General features: G+C 41.8%; 22 protein-coding genes. 10 read left to right on the plus strand and 12 right to left on the minus strand.

What is annotated here, in order from left to right:
* Nucleotides 1-862 precede the first annotated feature (862 nt).
* A complete protein-coding gene (locus H589_RS0104895) occupies nucleotides 863-1,471 on the minus strand; it encodes an L-threonylcarbamoyladenylate synthase (RefSeq protein WP_027721001.1) in 609 nt (202 codons plus the stop codon).
* Between the two features lie 201 nt (nucleotides 1,472-1,672).
* On the opposite strand from H589_RS0104895, the gene H589_RS0104900 reads away from it, so the two are divergent.
* A complete protein-coding gene (locus H589_RS0104900) occupies nucleotides 1,673-3,334 on the plus strand; it encodes a glycosyltransferase family 2 protein (protein ID WP_035075093.1) in 1,662 nt (553 codons plus the stop codon).
* A 103-nt stretch (nucleotides 3,335-3,437) separates the two neighbouring features.
* On the opposite strand, the gene H589_RS0104905 is transcribed toward H589_RS0104900, so the two are convergent.
* Entirely contained in the window at nucleotides 3,438-4,028 is a 591-nt protein-coding gene (locus H589_RS0104905) for a TrmH family RNA methyltransferase (protein WP_027721003.1), read from the minus strand.
* Nucleotides 4,029-4,184: 156 nt separating this feature from the next.
* Between H589_RS0104905 and H589_RS0104910 the strand changes: the two genes are divergently transcribed.
* The 8 genes from H589_RS0104910 (at nucleotide 4,185) to lipA (ending at nucleotide 12,424) form a co-directional block, all read left to right on the plus strand.
* Nucleotides 4,185-4,580 carry a response regulator gene (locus H589_RS0104910; RefSeq protein ID WP_027721004.1) on the plus strand — a complete coding sequence of 132 codons (396 nt, stop codon included), beginning with the start codon at nucleotides 4,185-4,187 and terminating at the stop codon, nucleotides 4,578-4,580.
* A 27-nt stretch (nucleotides 4,581-4,607) separates the two neighbouring features.
* Nucleotides 4,608-5,333, plus strand: a complete 726-nt coding sequence (locus tag H589_RS0104915) for an Hpt domain-containing protein (protein WP_027721005.1) — start codon at nucleotides 4,608-4,610, stop codon at nucleotides 5,331-5,333.
* A gap of 18 nt (nucleotides 5,334-5,351) precedes the next feature.
* On the plus strand, nucleotides 5,352-7,145 hold the full coding sequence (locus H589_RS0104920; protein WP_027721006.1) for a chemotaxis protein CheA: 1,794 nt from the start codon (nucleotides 5,352-5,354) through the stop codon (nucleotides 7,143-7,145).
* Between the two features lie 128 nt (nucleotides 7,146-7,273).
* Nucleotides 7,274-8,071: a sirohydrochlorin cobaltochelatase gene (locus H589_RS0104925; protein ID WP_027721007.1), complete on the plus strand. Its 798-nt coding sequence runs from the start codon at nucleotides 7,274-7,276 to the stop codon at nucleotides 8,069-8,071.
* Between the two features lie 93 nt (nucleotides 8,072-8,164).
* The gene (locus tag H589_RS0104930; protein WP_027721008.1) at nucleotides 8,165-9,715 is read left to right on the plus strand and encodes an ASKHA domain-containing protein; all 1,551 of its coding nucleotides are present in this window, start codon (nucleotides 8,165-8,167) and stop codon (nucleotides 9,713-9,715) included.
* Nucleotides 9,705-10,955, plus strand: a complete 1,251-nt coding sequence (locus H589_RS0104935; RefSeq protein ID WP_027721009.1) for a small ribosomal subunit Rsm22 family protein — start codon at nucleotides 9,705-9,707, stop codon at nucleotides 10,953-10,955. Before H589_RS0104930 ends, H589_RS0104935 begins: the two co-directional genes overlap by 11 nt.
* Nucleotides 10,956-10,962: 7 nt before the next feature.
* The gene (gene lipB, locus H589_RS0104940; protein ID WP_027721010.1) at nucleotides 10,963-11,607 is read left to right on the plus strand and encodes a lipoyl(octanoyl) transferase LipB; all 645 of its coding nucleotides are present in this window, start codon (nucleotides 10,963-10,965) and stop codon (nucleotides 11,605-11,607) included.
* A complete protein-coding gene (gene lipA / locus H589_RS0104945; RefSeq protein WP_027721011.1) occupies nucleotides 11,549-12,424 on the plus strand; it encodes a lipoyl synthase in 876 nt (291 codons plus the stop codon). Before lipB ends, lipA begins: the two co-directional genes overlap by 59 nt.
* Before the next feature lie 202 nt (nucleotides 12,425-12,626).
* On the opposite strand, the gene H589_RS0104950 is transcribed toward lipA, so the two are convergent.
* Complete coding sequence (locus tag H589_RS0104950) at nucleotides 12,627-13,313, minus strand: SDR family NAD(P)-dependent oxidoreductase (RefSeq protein WP_027721012.1); 687 nt, start codon at nucleotides 13,311-13,313, stop codon at nucleotides 12,627-12,629.
* 283 nt (nucleotides 13,314-13,596) lie between these two features.
* Between H589_RS0104950 and H589_RS0104955 the strand changes: the two genes are divergently transcribed.
* The gene (locus tag H589_RS0104955; protein WP_027721013.1) at nucleotides 13,597-13,869 is read left to right on the plus strand and encodes a DUF4242 domain-containing protein; all 273 of its coding nucleotides are present in this window, start codon (nucleotides 13,597-13,599) and stop codon (nucleotides 13,867-13,869) included.
* Nucleotides 13,870-13,943: 74 nt separating this feature from the next.
* Here the strand turns inward: H589_RS0104955 and recJ are convergent, their stop codons facing one another.
* The 9 genes from recJ to H589_RS0105000 all read right to left on the minus strand — a co-directional run bounded on the left by recJ (nucleotide 13,944) and on the right by H589_RS0105000 (nucleotide 23,102).
* Nucleotides 13,944-15,677: a single-stranded-DNA-specific exonuclease RecJ gene (gene recJ / locus H589_RS0104960; RefSeq protein ID WP_027721014.1), complete on the minus strand. Its 1,734-nt coding sequence runs from the start codon at nucleotides 15,675-15,677 to the stop codon at nucleotides 13,944-13,946.
* A 108-nt stretch (nucleotides 15,678-15,785) separates the two neighbouring features.
* The gene (locus H589_RS19170; protein WP_084146877.1) at nucleotides 15,786-16,448 is read right to left on the minus strand and encodes a tetratricopeptide repeat protein; all 663 of its coding nucleotides are present in this window, start codon (nucleotides 16,446-16,448) and stop codon (nucleotides 15,786-15,788) included.
* A 68-nt stretch (nucleotides 16,449-16,516) separates the two neighbouring features.
* Complete coding sequence (gene pyrF / locus H589_RS0104970) at nucleotides 16,517-17,209, minus strand: orotidine-5'-phosphate decarboxylase (RefSeq protein WP_027721015.1); 693 nt, start codon at nucleotides 17,207-17,209, stop codon at nucleotides 16,517-16,519.
* A gap of 1 nt (nucleotide 17,210) precedes the next feature.
* A complete protein-coding gene (gmk, locus tag H589_RS0104975) occupies nucleotides 17,211-17,843 on the minus strand; it encodes a guanylate kinase (RefSeq protein ID WP_027721016.1) in 633 nt (210 codons plus the stop codon).
* Nucleotides 17,836-18,096: a DUF370 domain-containing protein gene (locus H589_RS0104980; protein WP_027721017.1), complete on the minus strand. Its 261-nt coding sequence runs from the start codon at nucleotides 18,094-18,096 to the stop codon at nucleotides 17,836-17,838. Before H589_RS0104980 ends, gmk begins: the two co-directional genes overlap by 8 nt.
* 11 nt (nucleotides 18,097-18,107) lie before the next feature.
* Complete coding sequence (locus H589_RS0104985; RefSeq protein WP_027721018.1) at nucleotides 18,108-18,989, minus strand: YicC/YloC family endoribonuclease; 882 nt, start codon at nucleotides 18,987-18,989, stop codon at nucleotides 18,108-18,110.
* A 198-nt stretch (nucleotides 18,990-19,187) separates the two neighbouring features.
* Nucleotides 19,188-20,468: a tRNA (N(6)-L-threonylcarbamoyladenosine(37)-C(2))-methylthiotransferase MtaB gene (gene mtaB, locus H589_RS0104990; RefSeq protein ID WP_027721019.1), complete on the minus strand. Its 1,281-nt coding sequence runs from the start codon at nucleotides 20,466-20,468 to the stop codon at nucleotides 19,188-19,190.
* Between the two features lie 51 nt (nucleotides 20,469-20,519).
* Nucleotides 20,520-21,791: a DEAD/DEAH box helicase gene (locus H589_RS19175; protein ID WP_051249630.1), complete on the minus strand. Its 1,272-nt coding sequence runs from the start codon at nucleotides 21,789-21,791 to the stop codon at nucleotides 20,520-20,522.
* A gap of 321 nt (nucleotides 21,792-22,112) precedes the next feature.
* The gene (locus H589_RS0105000; protein WP_027721020.1) at nucleotides 22,113-23,102 is read right to left on the minus strand and encodes an SAM-dependent methyltransferase; all 990 of its coding nucleotides are present in this window, start codon (nucleotides 23,100-23,102) and stop codon (nucleotides 22,113-22,115) included.
* Nucleotides 23,103-23,200: the final 98 nt, after the last annotated feature.

A 23,200-nucleotide genomic window follows, 5' to 3' on the forward strand; every position in this document is an offset into this window, starting at 1 on the left:
ATCACTTATACTATTACCGTGAATGATCTTTCATTACAAGAGAATCTGACTTTTAATTAAATAGTCCAGTCATAAGTCATTCGCCCCAAAAAGACCTAACCCCATAATACTACAAGCCGCTACAAGAATCTGCCTGCACTTAATTCAGATCTTCATATTTAGTCTGATAAAGATGTCAACCGAGCTACAGCTATGTACCAACATCTAAAATTAAAATATGGATGAAAAGAGGTAATATAAAACTTTGTGGTCATAAACATCGAAAAGGCCCTGCCAGATAATTCTGACAGGGCCCGGTTTCGATACTATTTCAGCAAAAGAATGAAGGTAATACTTATCTAGCAATGGATGTGCCAAAAACCTACAAGGCAGATATACAGATCTAAGACTTTGTTTTATTTAATTTTTTAAGAAACTCAACTAAGCATTAAACATACAGAATTAGTTCAATAATTTTTACTTAGTAAGGAATACGGTCCTATGCATGGGCTTTTGAGTCAAATATTTTATACTCAACCTAAACCAGAACTGAATTTAAAGAATGACATAAAAAATCGAAAGGCCCTGCCAGATATTTCTGACAGGGCCTATTTTCGATTTTATTTCAACAAAGGAATGAAGGTAATATCTATCTAGCAATGGATGTGCCAAAAACATCAAAAGTAAGATACACATCACAACACACTGTTATATTTGCATTTTAATTTTAGAAGAGGAAGATCAAAAATTAAAATACAGTTCAATTTTTTTTACCACACCAACAACTACCGCATAGAATGTGATAGTTAAGTTAAATTTTTTGTACAAAAAAAAGACCTGCCCACTTACGCTGACAGGCCACAAAATTAAATCACTCGATTAATTATTCTACAAGAACAAACCCAGCTCTTATCAACTCTCTGCCAGAAACAACTCCCTCACGTAGAATTTTTATTCTGCCATCCTTGAAAGGCTCAATGACCGTGGAAGGACTACCGCCACGCGGGCCCGGTTCAGAATCAAAAACGCCCTCAACCATAACCGTCAAATCAGCATCAAGCTTGGAAACATCAGCTGTTGCAGGTTTCCCACTCATATTTGCGCTTGTGGCTATCAATGGGGTTCTAGCCTTCAGGCAAAGACTGCTGGCTAGCGGATGGTCAGTCCAGCGCACTGAAGTATATCCTCTGGAATCTTTTACTGCAGAGGGAAGTTCTTCACGAGCTTTTACTAAAATAGACAAAGGGCCAGGCCAAAAATGACTCGCTATTCTAAGAAGATCAGCAGAAGCAAAACTGGTGACTAGGTCAAGCTGCTCCATGCTACCTATAATTAACGGTAATGGTTTAGATACTGGGCGCCCCTTAATTAGAGCCACACGATTTGCAGCTCTTTCATCGCAAGCATCTGCACCCACGGCGAAAAGAGTCTCTGTGGGATAAATCAGCACCCCACCGGTCTTTATAATGTTAATTGCTTCCTGTTCGCTCATCTAATAAAACTCCATTTTTGTACATAGCGTACGAAGCGACCATTAATACCAACTTTACATACAATGTCCAGCATCTTTTACATCTTTACAAGTTGTATTACTATTACGAAAGGTCAAACAAACTATAATCATACATGACTTTATTCTTGATTTGTCATAATAAAAAAGAAACTTACAGCAACAATAATCGGAGCATCTATAATGCAATACACTCTCAACGATGTAAAAAATTTTCTTATAGCTATAAAACAGACTATTCCTCTATGGATACTTGGAACAGAAGAGTATTCTCACCAAAGCGGACTCATCAATATCTTTCAAAATCTTGCTGTAAAAGACCCACGATTTGGAGAAGTAAGCCGTAAATTGTCCATGCTTATGTGGATGCAAAACCCTTTGGACACGGCTGCTGCTCATAAATGTCTAGAACTTAACAATCACGACTCACCAATTCAACAGCTCAATCTTCTCAAAGCTATCACTGCTCTGCCAAAAACTGTAATACCAGTAAATGATTTGGAAAACCTGTTTCAATCAGGGGATCAAGCACTGATAATACGTCATCTTTTCCCACTTCTCCGAGGATCAGATGGACTTTTATGGCTTTCCAAATCATGGGACACGCTTTTACGCATGGGTAATCCTGATTTAGCTCAAAATGCTCTTAACCTCACCCAATGGGAAGAGCGTTTTATACCTTTAAAACAAAGACTTATAACTCAGTACAATTTTTTATACGGCTCATATGAAGATGGATTAAAATCCCTTGAAAAACTTGATAGTGCCATATGGTCACTATGGAAGGAATATATGCTTAGCGAGCTAATGCTTAAATCAGAGCATCCCGCCGACGCGATAGTTATTCTTTCAAAGTTATGGAGGGAAAATATATGGAATCTTAACTGGGGACAGAAACTGCACAGTCTCCTGTATCCCATCAACACAACAAAGGCATTAGAAGATTCAGCAGATGTATCCATACTTCTCTACTCATGGAACAATGGTAGACTAATTGAAAATACACTCAAGAATGTTGCACAATCCAATATAGGTGAAGCAAAAGTTTTTGCCCTTAACAACGGCTCCAGCGATACTACTGGTGATGTTGTGAGGGACGCTAAAAACATCTTTGCTAAAGGACAGTACAAGGGAATACAGCTCCCGATTAATGTCGGAGCTCCTCCGGCACGCAACTGGCTGCTTGCTGAACCGGAAGTCCGCAAATCTAAATGGGCAGTATTTTTAGATGATGATGTGGAGTTACCGGCTAACTGGCTGGAAGAACTTCTTGCCACAGCAAAACATTATGGCAATCCCGGTGCCGTAGGCTGCAGGATAACATCAACCGGGGTACCAACTTCATTGCAATCGGCGGACTATCATCTTTTCCATCCCGGCAATGGAAGCTCACAAATTGAAGGATTAACCGAGCATGTTATGGTTTTTGACAGCTGCCGCAATGCCTTTGACTATGGTCAGTTTTCATACACACGTCCGGCTGTTCATGTTTCCGGGTGCTGCCATATGCTTAATATGGATGCCATACACAAATGCGGCTCTTTTGATGTCCGTTTCAATCCAACACAATTTGATGATCTTGAACGTGACTTGCGTGCTTATTTAAAAGGATACAACCACATTTATGCAGGACAATTGAAAATAGGACATATTCAGCACACCAGTCTTGCAAAAGCCAGCAATGTACGAGGCATGGCTCAAGTTTTCGGTAACAAAATAAAGCTGGAAAGCAAATACACAGAACAAGACTTAAATTTAATTTTTTCACGCGATATTAATGAGTTATGGAGAGATACAGAAACAAAATGGATAGAATTATATGAAGCGCTAAGGGAAAACGAATAAATTAATCACTCATAAAAGAAGACCCCTGAATAAAAATATCCAAGGGCGTTCACGTCAAAAGATCTGAGTTTTATAAGAAAAATATGTTCCTAGCTTTTTTATGCTAGCGAGCAAGCCACTCTGCGGTGAGCTTATCCATCTCTTCAGGTGAGAAGGATGGTTCATCATACATGCCTTTCGCGTATCGCTGGGTAAAACCATGATAGAGTATAAGAGCTGCAGCAACAGAAACATTAAAACTCTGGATCATCCCCTGCATTGGAATATAAACCTCATCAGGAACCAGTTCAGCAAGTTCCGGGGCTGTTCCACTATGCTCGTTACTGAGAATAACTGCTGAAGGGCGGCTAAGATCAAAATCCATTAACGGTCTTGCTGTCTCGGAAAATCCGGTACGCAAAACTTGAAAGCCTTGATCACGAAGCCCGCCGACCATCTTTACAGGGTCAGTATGCTTAGTGCGTTCCACCCATTTTTTACCGGATGCAGAAGACTTAGTTGCCAATTCCGGCCATTGGGATACTGTATAATAAAGATGTATTCCGTAGAGACCGAAAGCATCACAACTGCGCAGAATTGCGGAAACATTGTGAGGATCCCATACATTATCAACTATCAGAGTAAAATCTTTCTGACGCTTTGCCAGCACTTCCCTGACTCTAGCTTCTCTTTGGGGTGTTCTTTGTCTTTCCATGGCGGTTTAGGTAACCAACCTTTTGCAAGTTTGCAAGGCTCAACTTTTAAGATATTATATTATGATAAATTTTATATTAAACACGTTGACATTTAATTGCTAAAAAACTCATGATATGCAATTGTTATAGATGATATATATTTTATGGAGGCTTTGATGCGTGCGCTGATTGCAGAAGATGAATTTGTTGGTAGAAAATTATTATCAAATTTTCTTTCACCACTTTTTCAAATAGACATAGTTGTTAACGGACAGGAAGCCATTGATGCCTACAAGATGGCTTTTGAAGAAGATGAGCCATACGGCCTTATTCTTATGGATATTATGATGCCTGAAGTTGACGGTCTTACGGCATTGGCAGCCATCAGAGATTTTGAAAAAAACAATAATATCAATACACCTGCAAAAGTAATTATGACCACGGCATTAGATGATGCAAAAACGGTAATCCGTTCCTTTCATGATGCAGAAGCATCAGGATATATTATTAAACCCGTGATCCGGGAAAAATTGTATGATGAGCTTGCTAAAATAGGCTTGCTGCAAAAATAGACTCCGCTTTTATGGGACATACAAATTATGAGCGAAGACGATTCCCTCGTTGAAGAATTCTTTTCGGAAGTAAATGACAAATACTATCCGCAAGTACTGGAAGGTATTGATCTCCTTGATGAGCAATGCATCGAAGAAGGGATTGATGTACTTTCACGTCCACTTCATACCATAAAAGGTGTAACAGGATTCATGTCCGGGTTCGAGCCGGCTTCAACTTTCACTCATAAGGTAGAAAGTTATCTGAAAAAAATGCAGGCAGGAGAAGTTGATCATAAACTTCCTCAAATTGCCCTTGCTATTGAATCAGTTAACACCATTTTCATGCTTATTGAGCAACTCCGTGAATCAGGGGACTTTGACAAGTCCATGACTGACGATATTGAAGCAAGACTTCAGGGCATTGAAAAAGACTCGGGATTAGGAGGATCTGAAAATATTATTCCGATTGAAGTGGAATCTTCAACGGATGTAGATATAATAACAATTATGGCTAGACGTATGTATCACCCTGAACAGCTTAAAGCAGTTGATCAGATTCTTAAGAATGTAGCCAGCAATAAAAAAATTCTTATAGATTTCGGCCTGTCAATGTCGGCTGGATCATCTCTTTTTGAACTTCTTGCCAACTACAGTGATGAGCATGAAATAGGAATAACCGGGATGAACAGCCATTGCACAAGTACGTTTTATTCATGGGGCTTTCAGAAATACCTGTCTGTATTTGATAGTAGAGACAGCTTTCTCAAGTAACACCGGAGCAAACGGGTAATGAAAAAAAGTATTTCAGGTTGCATCAACCAGCTTCAAGAAGCAATCATAAATCTTGAACAAGGTTCAGGAGATATAAACTCTATTCTGCAAGATCTTGGACTTGAGCACGTAAAAATGCCCTCAACTCAGGTCATAGCACTTATGGATATGCTGTCAGACGGCATTACTCCAATCACCCCGGAACTAATTACCGCTCTTCTTGAAATTACTGAAGCTCAAAAAAAATTCTATTACTGCATAGGCGGCCTTCTTGATAAGGGTGCTGCCAAAAAAGACTCCTGCAAAGCTGATAAAGATGAAGTACAGACCAAGACGTCTTCAATTGCAGACATTGAAAAAGCAGAGATGGAGATGATGGCTGAAATGAGCGAAATGATGGGTGAGTCCCCTAGCGAAATTGACGGCTGGGAAAAAATGGATTCCATTATACAAAATGAGATCACGACTCAACCAAAAGCTGAAATTACAGATATTGAAACAGAAGAAATTATTAATACAGAATCACAACAATCAGTTGCAGCAAAAGATATAGAAACAAAAGAAAAATCTCAAAAAATCAATCTCTCCCCGGAAAAGAAAAAAGATCCGCAGGCGATTTCATCAATCCGTGTTTCAACCCAGCAACTTGACTCACTAATTGAATTGGTCGGTAAACTGATGGTGACATATGCAGTTATTGCGCAGACTAAAACTGATAACATTTCCAGAATATCTTCAAGTCTTACAGAGATGGATAAGGATATCCGCAACCTGCAATCCGAAATGGACGAAATCAGGCTGGTACCGCTCAAACAGATATTTATGCCTATGCACAGACTTGTGAAAAGTACATCACAGAAGCTTAATAAACGTATTAAATTTACAATTGAAGGTGATGATTTAGCTCTCGATAAAACCATTGTGGAATGCCTCAACGAACCTCTTGTCCATTTACTCCGCAACGCACTAGATCATGGAATTGAATCCACGGAAGACCGCAAAATGTGCGGCAAGGATGAATTAGGCAAGGTTCATCTTAACGCATTTAGAAAAGGCGAGTTCGCATACATTGAAATAAGCGATGATGGCAAAGGGTTGGACGCTGACATTCTCTTAAATAAAGCTCTTGAACGCGGTCTCGCAGATCCGGACAAGGAATACAGCAACGAAGAAATTTATGAATTTATTCTCCACTCAGGTTTTTCTACAGCAAGTGCAGTAACAGATATTTCCGGTCGCGGAGTGGGTATGGACGCAGTTGTCGCAGCTATTCATAATACTCTTGATGGAAAAATATCCATCAAGAGTGAACTGGGAGCTGGATCTACTTTTACCATTTCCATCCCCTTAAGCAGATCTGTTAACGAAGGTATCGTTGATGCATTGATTACCACTGTAGGAAATGAAACCTTTATCTTTCCCAGCCGGGAAGTTCTTGAAGTCTATGAACCGCTGGAAAAAGATTTCACAGATCTCCCAGATGGGCGTGAAACAGTATCTATACGTGGTAAAATCCATCCTCTAATCCGTATGCACAAAATATTCGATTTTCCACCTCCTGCCGCTGACGTTCTACCGAAAACCATTCTTGTCAAACTAGGAGATGTATGCGCCGCCATTTTAGTGGATGAAGTCCTAAGACAACAGAAAGCTGTTGTTACAGGATTCACTTTACCTGTAAACACCTTATATAATTTACCTATACTAGGATTCGGCATGATGGGTGAAAATGATGCATTAGTAATTGATACCGAAAAGCTTATTGCCACCCAGTTGGCGGAATTTGAAGCCAATAACCCTCTGGCAACCTGATAAATATTTATAGACAGGATAGCTGATTTTTTGCCCCGTCCAAAATGCTTTGCTCTAACAAAATTGTCTGCTATGCTTTCCAGTTCTTACCAAGTAAATAATCTGATAATCATGCGGGAATATATTTGATGAAAAAAGCCATCATTTTTGCGGCTCACGGTTCAAAAAACAGGGCTGCAAGTTCAGCCTTAGGTAATATTTTAAAGATGGCAAAAGAACTGTATCCTGAAGTTCTGATCCAAAGTGCCTTTACTTCCGGCCATGTGCTCAAGCAATTAAAAAAGCAGGGGCAGGCTCTCCCAAGCCTGAAGCAGACCCTGGAAAAGCTGAGCGACAAAGGCATAAGTCACGTTGTCATCCAGTCCCTACATGTTATTCCGGGGACAGAATTTACAAATATCAGTAGACTGATAAAACGAGTTGATAGAGGCGAAATTAAGCTTAATAAAGCTGTTCTCGGAAATCCTCTGCTCACCAATAAACAAGAGATTGAAGAAGTTTCCGACTTGATGCTCAATCTGCTGAAAGAAAGGAACCCGGATAACGAAGCTTTAATTTTAGTTGCTCATGGATCAAAATATTCAGATAGCGGCAACAGACTTTACGATCAGCTCAAGACTTCACTGGAATCGAAAGATAAAAATGCTTATCTAGGCAGACTTAACAATGAAGATGACATCATAAAAATACGTAAGCAAATTCAAGACTCAGGCATTAAAAAAGCATTTCTGATCCCATTGCTCTTTGGAGCAGGGAACCATGCCAAAAAAGATATCGATGGAAACCATGAAAAGTCATGGAAAAACATTGTCGCCCAAAAAGGAATTGAAACTGTTACTATTGCTAAGGGTTTAGGAGAATATGATATTTTCGCCAAACGCTGGATGGATAACTTGCAAAAGGCCATTAAAGAACTGGACAGCTGATTTTAAACCGAATACTGCTGCTTGCCAATCATCCGCACCGCATATACATTATGTTGGTGCGGTTTAATTTTTTATAAATAACAGCTTTTTAATATGAAAAAATATCTTACTGTACACTTTCATGATGAGCACATCGCTGAAATTGTACCATCAAACGAGCTTAATCTGGCTCAAATATTATTCCTCAACGGAGCGTTTAAGGGAGTTCCTCTTTGCTCCGGAATGGGTCGGTGCACCCTGTGCAAAGTGAGATATGAATCAAATCATCCAACTCCGCATAAGGAAGAATTAAAAAAGTTCAGCTCAAATGAAATTGAGCGGGGCTGGCGTCTGTCATGCCTTCACTCTGCCAAACCGGCAACTATTTTTATTCCGCAGCCGGAACGGGTTGTTCCTCGTGTTTCAGATAAATTTTCAAAAAAACTTCCTGAAAACATATCTCTTGCCGTTGATCTGGGAACAACAGGTCTGCAATGGGCTTTTACCATTAACGGTGAAATTGTTAAATCCGGTCAGGAACTTAATCCACAGATAGGGCTCGGCAGTGAAGTTATGTCCCGTCTTGCTTTTGCAGCCAAGCCAGAGCAATGTAAAGTTCTATCTGAACTGGTGACAGGACGTATTGAAACGCTTATAGCTGAAACAGGTAAAATAAAAGAACTGGTCATCGCCGGCAATCCATCCATGACCTCAATCCTTGCGCAGGATGATGTTCAGGGATTAAGTTATGCCCCCTACTCTTTGCCGAGCAAAGCAGGGAACTCTATCACCATAAGCCCCAGATTGCCAAAAGCATATATCCCGGCCCACTTTTCACCCTTTGTAGGAGCGGACATTACAGCCGGGATTGTATCTCTTAATTTTTCTGACGAAAAACCAGAATATCCATATCTATTTGGCGATCTAGGAACTAACGGAGAATTTGTTCTAGCTCTATCTGAGGAAGAATACATTGTCTCCTCTGTCCCCATGGGACCTGCACTTGAAGGAGTCGGACTGAGTAATGGTCGCACTGCAGGTCCTGGAGCAATTTCATCTTTCACTCTTACTCCAGTTGGTCTTACTCCGTTATTTATCAGCCAGCCGGATAAAGAAAACAGGCCCGGAATTACCGGAACAGGGTACCTTTCCCTGTGTTCACTCTTGCTTAGATCAGGAGTTCTTACACGCGAAGGACAATTCGGATCAGGTAACACTCCCTTTGCTGCAAAATTAGCGGCAAAAATCACGCAGGAGCAAGGTTCTCCGGCTCTTGACCTGGGGCATAAACTGAGTCTTCCTGCTGCTGATGTAGAAGAAATTTTAAAAGTTAAAGCGGCCTTCAACCTTGCCATGTCCGCCTTGCTTGATCAGGCGAACTTACCGCCTTCAAGCCTTAAATCACTAATTCTTGGCGGGGCAATGGGCCAGCATGTAAACATAAAGGATCTGGTAACAACCGGATTCATTCCTGCTGAAACAGCCGGGATCACCCGCGCCGCAGGCAATACCTCCCTTGCGGGAGCTGTAATCTTAACCAACAATCAAAACGCCCGGGATTTTGCCTTATCCCTACCTCCTCGATCCAGCGTGCTGGAACTGGCTGGAAGTAAGGATTTCGGACAAAAATACCTTGAAAGGATGATATTTCAATATGTCTATTAAAGTCAGTTCACTATTTCCGCTACCCACAGCTGAAATATCAAAAAAACTTGATCACTACCTGAATGTTCTGAACAAGGCGATGCCGCTTCGTTCCAAACATAAAACAGAACTCCCCTACGCTATCCGTGATTTATCACGGGCGCTCACAGGAGAAAGAGCCAGTCTTCCTAAAGACTATATGGCTGAACCTCGCAGTCTGAATGCCTATCTGCGCTACTTTCTGCCATGGAACCTCTACCGCATGTCACGTCTGTTTCAAGGACTTGATATAACGCTGCCGGATGACGGCGTAATTATTGATCTCGGAGCAGGGCCGCTTACTGTGGCTCAAGCTTTATGGATTGCCAGACCAGAGCTGCGTGAGAAGAAATTGACCTTTGTAAACGTGGACCGCACCCCTAAACCCATGCGTGAAGCAACCAAGTTATTTGAAGCTCTTGCTGGTGAAAACAGCCCGTGGCGCATGATTAATGTCAAAGGTGGCACCACTTCCAAAATAAGAGAAAAAGCAGACCTGCTGGTCACTGCCAATATGGTTAACGAAGCTTCAGGAGGGACTCGCGCTCCGCTGCCGATCTGGGCCGAGAAATTCTGCACATCCATCAGCAGAATGCTTGCACCAAAAGGGAGAATTCTCATTATTGAACCGGGAATCCGTATGTCCGGACGTGTGCTGTCTGTTATCCGTAATGAATATATTGAAAAAGGTTTTTCCATTCTAGGTCCTTGCACACATCATGAAGAGTGTCCCATGAACGGCGAGCAGGGAAAAGCATGGTGTCATTTTAATTTTGATGCAGAGAATGCCCCCGTCTGGCTGCAAAAACTTTCTGCCAACTGTCGTCTGGAAAAAAGTAATGTCAGCCTTAGTTTTCTATATGTAGCCCAGCCCGGAACTGAAACACAGCAGCCCCATGAAGGCGAAATACGTATCCGTGCTATTTCCGATTCATTCAGACTGGATGAGGGAGGCTTCGCCCAGTATGGCTGTGCAGCTGAAGGACAAATTCTGCTTACAGCCAAAGATGGAGCAAAAACCCTGTATCCCGGTGGACTTATAGGTATGCCTGCTCCAGAAGAGGATATAAAGGATGTCAAGTCAGGTGCTATGATTGTAGAGCTGCCCATGCGTGATCAGGATCAAAAAAGAGCTCCTAAAACCGAAGATAAATCTGTAGGGAAGAGAAGCGGTAAGTCTTCATATGAGAGACGTAAGCCTCAGCAGAAAAACGAAGGATAATTTTAAAATGGATTTTATTGATCTGGGACTGATCCCCCACAGTAATGCCGAACAAATCCAGTTACAACGATTAAATCAAGTGATAGAGGGCTCCGCAGCAGAAGCCCTCTATCTGCTTGAGCATCCTCCTGTAGTTACCCTCGGTAGACAAGGCGGTATAGATAACCTGCTGATCAGTAAAGAAGCACTCAAACAAATGGGAGCTGAGGTTGTTCAGACTGCACGGGGAGGCAATATAACCTGTCATTACCCCGGTCAGCTCGTTGTTTATCCAGTCATACGCGTTGAAAAAAGACGTGGTGGCATAAAAAAATTCTTTCATGACATGGAAGAAACTGCTATCCGCACGGCTTCGCATTTCGGTGTCGAAGCGGCACGCAGTGAAGGTCGACCGGGCGTATGGGTCGGCCCCGGTAAATTATGCTCCATAGGCATTGGAGTTAAGAAATGGATTACCTATCACGGCCTTTCATTCAATGTATCCCGTGACATGAAACTTTTCGACGCCATCACCCTTTGTGGACTGCATGGCGCACATCCAACATCCCTGTCCCGTGAGGCTGGGCGAGATATTGATATAGAGGAAGTAAAAAATGTCTTCAGAGAAGAATTCAGAAAAATATTTGCGGATACCGCCTTGGCTCAGAGTTAAACTTCCGACAGGAAAAACTTTCAATAATACAGCCAAACTGCTTGCGGACCTGAATTTAAACACTGTCTGCCAGAATGCCAAGTGCCCCAATACATGGGACTGTTTTTCACGCAAAGTGGCAACCTTTCTCATAATGGGCCACAACTGCACACGAAATTGTGCATTCTGCAATATTTCTCCGGGACTCATAGAGCCACTGGATGCCGATGAACCGCGCCGAGTGTCCGAGGCTGTTTCACGCCTTGAACTCAAATACGTAGTAATCACCTCGGTCACAAGAGACGATCTCCCTGATGGCGGTGCTGCGCACTACGCTGAGACCATTGAACGTATCCATAATGATCATCCTGAATGCACTGTAGAGGTTCTTATTCCTGATTTTCAAGGAGATTTTGATGCTCTCAAAACGGTTATTGCTGCTGGTCCAGATGTTATCAATCACAACGTAGAAACTCCGCCTGCACTTTATTCTAAGATACGTCCGCAAGCAGATTACAAGCAAAGTATTGAACTGCTTGACCGGGTAAAGAAAACAAGCAAAATACATGTAAAATCAGGTTTAATGGTAGGACTTGGAGAGAATGATGATCAAGTGCGCGAGGTTATCGATAATCTGGCTGCCATAAACTGCGACATAATCACCATAGGCCAATACATGCGCCCTTCAAAAGAACATCCGGCAGTAAAACGTTATGTTGAACCGTCAGTTTTTGATGAATACGCAGAATACGGCAAAGGCCTTAAAGTTCCGCATATGTTCTGCGCGCCGCTTGTAAGAAGCAGTTTTAATGCTGCCGAGGCATTCGAGGAATTGTAGTACAGGTAAAGCAACCTCATAAGCAAAAAATTACGCCAGACAAGGAGCAGGATGTCTAGTCAAGCTCCTTGTCTGGCAAAAAGAGATTTCTTTTTAAACAGGTCAGTTCCATGATTCACGACAGCACAATGTCCATGAACATGAACTTCGCCGAAACAGTGTAGCGCAGACCACCATCTGAGCGTAAGGCACAGTTAGTTGCCTAGCGATAATTAGTGCCATTGTTTAAATCAATTACTTCACCATTTATACATTCAGGTGCATCGGTCGCAAGCCAGCAAACCGTTTTTGCGACTTCTTCGGCAGTACAGAAACGTTGACGTATCGTTGCTGCTTTCAACCTATCCTTTCGATCTTGAGGAATGTTCTTCATCATTGCCGTATCTATCGGCCCTGGAGCTACGGAATTCGCAATGACTCCTTTTAAACCGAATGCTCTCGCTATAGAACGCATAGCATTAGTAATTCCAGCCTTAGAAATGCCGTACCATATATCAGGATGCCCTATTTCACCGGCGATTGACCCCATACTAACAATTCTCCCCCCACCGTTGTTAGCCATTTGCTCAGCCAAGCGAACGCTAAGTCGCACAGACGTAATCAAATTTACGTTTAGTATGTGAAGAATCTCATCCTGATTGTAATCACTTGCCGTCTTGGCATTCATAATACCAGCGTTATTAATTAGAATATTTACAGGGCCGATCTTATCAGCAATCTGAATCGTCTGTTCGTAATCTGAAACATCTGCAGCCCATGAAAAAAGGCCCTCCGGCGGGGTGCTAATTCCAGATCTTGACAAGACATGAACCTCGTACCCAAGTGCTATAAGTCTTTTTGATATTTCAAGACCGATTCCTCTGTTACCACCGGTAATAATTGCTTTCATTTTCTATTTTTCCATAAAGAGTAAAAAGAAGGTTTATTTCATAAGTTAAGTCACAGGCTGAAAGATAAAAACATAGCTGTGAGATATGCAAAAAATCAAGAAGATGAAAGACTCTATAGATATAAGTCACAAAGGTAAAACAACCTTTCCAATTGACAAACTTATAGGCAACAACATACGAATTTATATAAGGTTAGACGTCTCAACTTATTAACACAAGTGCAGACCTTGAAATCAGAGCCTTGCCTTATGGCAATAACTTACACCTAAACAGGAGAAGGATATGCCTAAATTTGTTATTGAACGGGAAATACCTAATGCCGGAGACCTGACTCCTCAGGATCTACAGGGAATTTCACAAAAATCATGTGGAGTTTTAAAAGATCTCGGCCCACAGATTCAGTGGGTGCAGAGCTATGTTACTGACAATAAAATTTATTGCATCTACATTGCGCCAGACGAAGCTACTGTACGTGAGCATGCAGAAAAAGGTGGATTCCCTGCCAACAGCGTGGCCGAAATACGCTCTACAATAGACCCTACCACTGCCGAATAAGACACATAGATATAATACAAATAAAAAAGGTTAGTTATTAATAACTAACCTTTTTTATTTGTATTATTTAAATCTTATTTAAGTCGGCGTGTATAATCTTTAATAGTAAGTTCAATCGTTGGAATACCGTTAAACTTATCAATTTTAGGAGAAAAGGCGAAACGCATAGTAGCACCAATTAGTTCTGAACCAAGCTGCTCTGCCATCCGCCATGCTTTAGCAGGCATTTTTCTAGTCTTCTCAGTATCAGCAATAGTCAATTTCACATGATCCTTTCCAATGGGCCGACGCTCCATGACTTCTACTGGTGGGGTAGTAAAAATAGGCTCAGGATTACCCATCCCGAACGGCTGCATCAGCTCCAGCTCTTTAAGTAGCACATAATCAATATTTTCAAGCGGAAGTTCTTTATCCACTTTAATCGTCGATTTAAGAGGCTCAGTCCCCACTGCATCAATCACAGACTGATCAAATCTTTCTCTGAAATCTTTAAAATGAGATGCATTAAAAGACATTCCGGCAGCAAGCTTATGACCACCAAAATTAAGGAAAAGTTCCGACATTCCAGTCAGAGCCTCATGAATATGAAATTCCTTGATAGATCGTGCAGAACCTTTGATGATTCCTTCATCCTCACAAAGCATGACTGTAGGACGATAAAACTTTTCTACCACTCTGGAAGCAACAATACCTATGATTCCTGGATGCCAGCCCGGAGAAAATAACACCAGCCCGGCTCTATTATGTTTTTTGATCTGCTCTTCTGCCTGAGCAAGAGCTTCTGCAAGAATCCTGTCTTCCTCTGCTCTGCGCTCAGAATTGAGGGTATCAAGGACTTTAGCGATAGGACGTGCGGTTTCCATATCCTCACACATGAGTAACTCTAAAGCCTTATCGGGGTCACCCATTCGACCAGAAGCATTTATACGCGGAGCAAGCCCGAAACCGACCTGTCCTGCTCCAATGGCTGCAAACATATCATAGCCGCTGACCACTTTCAGTGCAGCCAATCCTGGGCGTCTTGCATCCTTTAACAGTAATAGACCGTTCTTAACCAGAATACGATTCTGTCCCTGTAACTCTACAACATCAGCGATAGTACCAAGAGCAACAAAATCGAGATAAACCCGCATGTCTACAGGCTCACCGGGAAGAAGCCTGTTGAGCTGCGCCATCAGCATAAAAGCAACACCGACTCCTGCAAGAGTTTCACAGGGACAATTCTCAAACTTCTTACCGCTATATTCAGTTAATCGGGGATTACAGACAGCAGCAGCCGGCGGAAGAGATTCTCCGGGAAGATGATGGTCTGACACGACTACAGTCAATCCCATTTCATTAGCGGCAGAAATCTCGGCATTATTGGTTATTCCGCAGTCAACGGTAAGCAGGAGTTCAACTCCAGAGTCACGCAGCTTTTGCAGACCGTCAATATTAAGCCCGTAACCCTCTTCAAGGCGGTTAGGCAGGTGATGAGAAGACTCGAAGCCACGATCTTTAAGAAAAGATTTTACAACTGCTGTAGAAGTAACTCCATCGACATCGTAGTCACCCCAAATTGCGAAGTTTTTACCTTGAGATATTCCATCAGCCAAAACAGCTGCGGCTTCTTCCAGACCGGGAATTTCAACAGGTCTGCATAGATTGCGCAACCCCGGAGAAAGAAAAAGATCCATTTCCTTGCGGGACTGAAAACCTCTGTGCCACAAAATCTCAGCAAGCAACTCAGTTACACCGAGCTCAGCAGCAATCGAAGAGATTGAAGATGGTAATTCGTCTTCACTTCTCTGCTTCCATATTTTAGGCAATTGGATCTCCGTAGGTTAAAGGCAAAAAAAGCGGAAAACAAATATCTAGATCAGCAACAGATATCGTTAATTTTAAAGACCTTGCAACACATCTGGAAAGACTGAAAGCTAATCGCCAGCAGATATGAATCCATTGTTTTTTAAAAAATCCATAAAAAGGCAGGCTTCTTCCAAATGAGCATCCAACTCCAGCGCTTTGTTGAGATAATTGATACAGCAACCAACATCCCCGTTTTCATAGTATGCACGAGCAATGTTCAAAAATAAATTCTCATCATTGCTACTGATTTCTTCAGCTTTATGGTAATATTTCAGAGCTTGTGAATACATCTTATTCTTACGTAAACTGATACCGAATTCGTTGAAAAGATGTTTCTGTTCAGGTTCAAAGGCAGCTTTTATTTTGACAAGTCTATTAAAAACATCATTAGCCTTATCAACTTCACCACGATCAAGATAAGTTAATCCAAGGCCAAAATTAGCTTTAACATTATACTCGTCTATGCTGATAGCCTCAGTAAACTCATGTTCTGCACTGTAAACTTCATTGTTACGCCGATGCGTTTCTCCGCGCTTAATCCTGTCACTTTGCATACGCAGGCCGGGTAACACTTTTTCAGCATAGAATTCAGGCTCAGGATGATAATTTTCCAAAAAGAGCTCTCTCTCCACGGCAAGCTTAGACCCTGAAGGAAGATTATTCTCATTCAAGTCCTGAACTTCAAGAGTCCCATTTTCAAGTTCTTGAATAAAATAATACTTTTTCTGCACAGTATTCCCCGTTCCTGTACAGGAAGAAAATACGCCACAGAATAAGCTACTGGACACCCTTCACCTGCCTATCCTTCCATCTCAGCAATAATTCTACTGGCAGCTTCAGCAGGATTATCAGCGCCTGTAATAGGACGGCCTACAACCAAAAAGTTAGAACCCCGCTGGACTGCCTGTGCAGGAGTAACAACTCTGCGCTGATCGTCTGACACGCTGGCAGGTCTAATACCCGGAGTCAGACACAGAAAATCATTTCCACACTTGGCCTTAATAGCCTCTACTTCCAGACCGGAGCAAACGATACCATCAAGACCTGCCTGCGAAGAAGCAAGAGCAAGATCAAGTACAGTTGCGCCGATTCCTTCAGGAATGGGAAAAAGGATATCTTCTTCGCCCATACTGGTCAAAATTGTGATTGCCATCAAAAGAGGTCCGTCTCCTTCCACTGCAGCTTCAGCGCGCCCTTCACGGGCAGCAATAGCCATACGTTCACCACCAAGGGCGTGCAGACTGAGCATATCAGCTCCGGCTCTTGTTGCAGAGCGGACTGCGCCTTTTACTGTGTTTGGAATATCAAAAAATTTGAGGTCTACAAAAACTTTAAACCCCATTTCTTTAAAACGGATGATAATCTCAGGACCTTCAGCGCAAAAAAGCTCCAGACCTACTTTTACCCATGGTGCAATTCCACGAACTTTCTCAGCCATTTCAATGGCAGAGTTGGCATCTTTAAAATCAAGGGCAACAACTAACTCAGACATACTACTCCCAAGTGCTTAATATACTTTCAAGAAGTCCCGGATTACTGCAGGGACGATTTTTTCCGGCAAGATAAATTGATTTCAGCTCAGAATAAGCTTTATCCAGATCATTATTGACAATCCAGTACTCAAATTTAGGAGCTGAAGCCATTTCTTTCATTGCATTACGCAATCTGCGATTAATAACAGGCTTGGAATCGGTATCCCTACCTTCAAGGCGGCTTTTGAGCTCGGCATAAGAAGGAGGCATTAGAAACACAAACACAGCTTCAGGCATGGTTTCCATAAGCTGCATGCAACCCTGAAAATCAATATCGAAAAGGATATCCATACCTTTAAAAAGCATTTTTTCAATGGGCTTTTTAGGGGTGCCGTAAAAATTGCCGTGAACTTCAGCCCACTCGGCGAATTCACCGACTTCAAGTTTATCATTAAATTCTTCTACAGATAAAAAAGAATAATCAATCCCGTCGATTTCTCCCTCTCTGGGATCGCGGGTAGTACATGAAATGGAAAACCCTATCTGAGGAAATTCTTCACGCAATTTCTTTACCAAAGTACTCTTTCCTGTTCCGGAAGGAGCGCATAATACCACAACCTGCCCCTTACGTTTTGGGGGAAGAATATCAGTCATTATCACCCTCATCTGATGTGTAGCGGTGTCCAATCGTTTCGGCCTGAATCGCCGATAAAATTACATGATTTGAATCAGTAACTATAATCGAGCGGGTTTTACGTCCCTGAGTGGCATCCACCAGACGTCCCTCCTGCCTCGCATCTTCACGCAGTCTGCGCATAGGCGAGGAGGAAGGATTAACGATTGTAATCACCCTACTGGAGACTACAAAGTTACCGAAACCGATATTTAAAAGTTTCTGTTTTGGCATCTGATCAATAATTATTCGATATTCTGAACCTGCTCACGACATTTCTCAAGCTCAGCCTTGAACTCTACCACCACACGGCTGACTTCAGAATCCTGACACTTGTTACCACAGGTATTAATTTCTCTGAACGTCTCCTGTAAAAGGAAATCAAGACGTTTACCGGCATCTTTCTTACTGTTAAGCACTTCAAATATGCGTTCAAGGTGCGCATCAAGTCTGGTTATTTCTTCAGAAACATCCAGCTTATCAGTAAGAATAGCAACTTCCTGAATCATACGGTCTTCTATGTACTCCGCACCGAGAGTTTCCATGCTGTTGGTAACTCTTTCAATAAGATTTGCACGCTTGGCTTCAAGAATTTCAGGAACTTTAACTTTAACTGTTTCAGTATATTCTTTCAGCAGAGTAAAACGTTCCTCGAGGTCTTTGACCAGATCGTTTCCTTCTGCCTGTCTGGAATCCCGCCAATTGGCAAGAGCCATTTTTAAGCCCTCAGTAATAGACTGGGCCAATGCCGGATCCGGTTCACTTGAAGCATCTCTCCACAAAGCAGAGATATTGAAAAGTTTATTGTAATCAGGTGTAAAATCGACATTATTCTCTTCAGCCATGCTCCATACCTGATCCATCATAGCTTTGGCCTGCAATTTATTAAGGCTTACACCAAGAAGCTCTGTGCTGAAAACTTCCAGATTAAGAGAAAGATCAACCCTACCGCGGGAACCATATTTGCGGACTACTTTCTCCCAGCGGGATTCATAACCGCGCAATGAATTTGGAAGTCTCCATTTCAAATCCAGAAAACGGGAATTAACACTACGGATTTCCCAAACATGACTCCACTTATCTTCGGTGGTCTCAGACCGACCATAACCAGTCATACTAACAGGCATTATATATCTCCTTGTTCCTTGTGAGCGCTCCGGTATGAACATCTTCACTTTTCGTAAAAAAGAGAAGTTCAGAACTTCAAGAGTTCAGATCAACGAGGTTAGCCGACAAGCAACGATATTAATTTAAAAGGACTCAGAACTAAGCATTATCTGAATTCAAGAATAAATCTAATCCAAAAATTTTACGAAAAAAATTTTTTATTTTGATATGTTGGTGCACATCAAAACATCATCCTTAACGCGAACAGGTTTCACTTCCACAAGATCACGTGGAAGTTCTTCTAATTCTTCTTCCAGCACGCAAGTAGAATAAAATTCACAAATACCTTTATTGTGATTTTGAAAAAGAACCTTAAGTGAATCCATTTTTAAAATTCTATCCAAAAACATCTTTTTCTTGTCATTAACCAATTGCCGCAGAATTTTACTTCGTTCTTTTTTAGTCTGGGCATCAAGCTGCCCTTTCATTTCTGCTGCTGCTGTTCCCGGCCTTATAGAGTAAGGGAAAACATGCGCATAAGATAGAGGTAGTTTTCGGCAAAGTTCAAGAGTATTTTGGAATTCTTCCTCGGTTTCTCCTGGAAAACAGGTCAAAATATCAGCTCCAAGACCGAAAACCGGCCAGATTTTGCTGAGTTCATCAATAAAGCCAAGAACATCTTCCGGTTTATAATGTCCCCGTCCCATACGCTTCAACACCTGACTGTCACCGCTTTGCAATGACAAGTGAAGCTGCGGGCAGATCAATCTGGACTTAGCGAAAATTTCCAAAGATCTTTCCTTAAGCTGCCCCGGCTCAAGCGAACTGATACGCAGTCTTGCTCTACCACCCCACTCTTCCGAGAACTCGTCTTCAATCCTCTCCATCAAGTCCCAGAAATCAATTTTTTTATCAAACTCACGACCATAATGACTGAGATTAATTCCGCTAATGACCATCTCACGAAATCCTGCATCAAGAAGATGTTTGATTTCTTTCAACACGTTATCAACTTTACGGCTGACACTCGGACCACGGGTTATCGGAACTATACAATATGTACAACGGTGAGAACAACCATCCTGAACCTTTACCACCGCCCTTGATCGTTGATAGTCTTTAATCTCAAAAGGCTGAAAAACTACTTTGCTATCTTTGTCGCTGCGCTTGTCTTCAAGTTGTAAAAGATCAGACTTACGCTCCTGGGGTATCACCTCAGTTACACCAGGCAGTTCTGCAAGTTCCTGGGCAAAGACCTGAGCAGCACATCCGGTAATAATTATCTTAGCAACCGGGTTGTGACGATTGACGGCCCGTACAGTTTTGCGCAGGTCCCGAAGAGCTGAAGATGTAACTGCGCAAGAGTTAATAACAACTTCATGTGCTTCAGCATCACTGTCAGCAGGCTCAAAGCCCATATGTATCCAGCGCTGACGGATGGATTCACTCTCATATTGATTAATTTTACACCCTAAAGTGATGAGCCAGAATTTCTTCATTATATATCCGTGTTATTTGCCCCATATATCATGGAGGCTGACAATATCAAACTACTTATGTTTTCTAGAAGACTTACTTTTATTTTTAGAAAATTTGTCATTTCTTTTAGAAAACTTGCTTTTATTTTTTGGAAAATGCCCTTTTTTATGTGCATTATATGGTTTTTTATCTGTATCTGAAAAATCTGTCTTAGGTGCATTGTAATTAAAAATATCAAGATAGTAGACAGGAAGACTATGCCCTAAATCCTCTTCAATTTCAGCCAGTTTAGCCCTATCTTCGTCTGCAACAAAAGTATACGCAATTCCTTTTCTGTTAATCCGTCCGGTGCGTCCCACTCTATGAATATAAATCTCAACGGTATCAGGCATGTCATAATTTATAACATGAGAAATGTCGGAACAGTCAATGCCACGTGCAGCAAGATCTGTTGCAACTAAGACATTGAAATCACCGTTCTTAAAACCGTCTAAAGCTTTTTGACGTTTACTCTGTGAAAGATCACCATGCAGATCAATGGCCTGCATACCGCAATTCATTAACCGTTGAGCCAACCGTCTTGCCCAACGCTTAGTGCGTACAAAAACAAGCACACTTTTATAGTCAATTTCCTCAAGGAGGACCTTCAAAAAATCCTGTTTCAAATGAATCGCAACCGGACATGAAAGATGCTTGACTCCCTCAGCTGGAGCAGTCGGTGCAACCTTAACAATAAAAGGGTTATGCAAAATATCTTTGGACATGGCTGCAATAAGATCAGGCATGGTAGCTGAAAACATAAGGTTCTGCCGTTCCTTTGGCAGAATATCAAGAATCTTCTGAACCTCATCCAGAAACCCCATATCAAGCATACGGTCTGCTTCATCCAATACTAATGTATCAACCGCAGAAAGATCAACTTCCCCCCGCTCCAATAAGTCAAGCAAGCGCCCAGGACAAGCTGTTACAACTGTAACTTTTTTAATATCCTTGGCCTGCTTACCAATACCAACGCCACCGTATATCGCAGCGCTTCTTATGCCGGTCTGCCGTCCTAGTGCGATAAATGTTTCATGGACCTGCAAAGCAAGCTCACGAGTAGGAGTCAATACCAGTACCCTCACAGGACCACGTTTATCAGCGTCACTATCTAACAGCCTTTGGAGTATAGGTAATACAAAAGCTGCACTTTTTCCGGTACCTGTCTGAGCAAGGCCCATGACATCACGTCCATCCAGCACAGCAGGTATTGCCTTGCTCTGAACCGGAGTAGGGAAATCATATCCCTCAGCACGAATGCCTGCGTTAAGACGCATGTCGAAACCAAATGATTCAAAACTCAACGGGTAACCTCATTAACTGTAAAATAAAAATTTAAGTTTTAAACTGTATTAAAACAAAACGACCGACTCCAAGGAGAAGGCGCGCGGACTATTATATATTTATGTAGCACTGTAAAGTCTCATAGAGACTACTATACTACACTGAAAATCAGATGCTATCTTCCCTAAACAGTTTAATTCTCCACAGTTAAAAACAAAAAAGAGCAGATATTGAGTCTTATCCCAATATCTGCTCTTTTTTGTTTTTAACTTTTTAAGCCCATATTCAGCTGATCAAAGCAAAAAACCAGCCTAAAAAAAATATGGAGTCAGCTCTGAAAACTACCAGCGACGAGGTAATCTTCTTTGTGCCCACTCTGAAAGGTAAGGTAGAAGTTCTTCACCTAGTTTATGAAGTGGAACAATATTCCCTTCGATAATTATACCCTGCGGAAAAAGATTCATATCATGATATTCTTTAGGACCTTGAAAAGCTGTATTCTTAGCTAACAGAACTGAAACATTCATTTCTTTGCAAAAAGCTATCAGTCCTTCTGGAAAAAATGCTGCATCCTTAATGTTTTTGCCCAAAGTGGAAAACAGAGTTTTACAGATGGATACAAAATGTTCACGACGCAGTGGCTGATGCATGGCAGCGACAGTTTCGTTAGAAACGAAAGTGAGAACCTTGTCAGTAAGATCTGCATAACTGCGGCTTTCACGGGCATCTCCAAGAATAATCTCAGCAATACCAAGTTCTTTAAAAATTTTGTAACTCTGCAGACCGACCATTTTATCGTATTCAATGCCGTATAGAACAATATTTTTAAACCCATTTCTACGGGCATGAATATGCTGGGCAAGCAACAGGATTCCGGTTCCGGTCCCGATATCAAGGCCGACGTATTCATCCTGCTTGAGCAAGTCTGGAGATATATTCTGAGTCACTATAGAACGAATTATATGGCTTGTTTTGGTCACATCAGCAAGCATGCGCAATGAAAATGACCACTGACGAAGGTAATTCATGAGTTCTATGTCATCATCAGGCTCGTTAAGACTGCGATGACGGCTGAACATCTCGCACAAATTGCTTACATCATCAAGGGCTACAGGTTCGTAAAACCCACCCTTATGCACGTAGCAATAAAAAAACTTCAGAACCATCCCCATAATCATCTGGTCAGTAATTTTGACAGATGGATCGCTCATCATATCTATATCATCCATAAGTGGGCGATCATTGTAAAAAGAGGGATCAATAACCATATCTTCAATAGATATAAACGGGTGCTGAATCTTTCCAATATTGACTGCGCTCTGTTCTTGCATCTCCACAACTCCTTGCAAACATAATTCAATATATTAAATCTACGGGCATGCTTTACCTACTGCAGAGCCTTTGCATAGACTGTTCCCAAGCACAAAAC

Origin of the sequence: Maridesulfovibrio zosterae DSM 11974 (assembly GCF_000425265.1) — a bacterium.
Taxonomy (GTDB): domain Bacteria; phylum Desulfobacterota; class Desulfovibrionia; order Desulfovibrionales; family Desulfovibrionaceae; genus Maridesulfovibrio; species Maridesulfovibrio zosterae.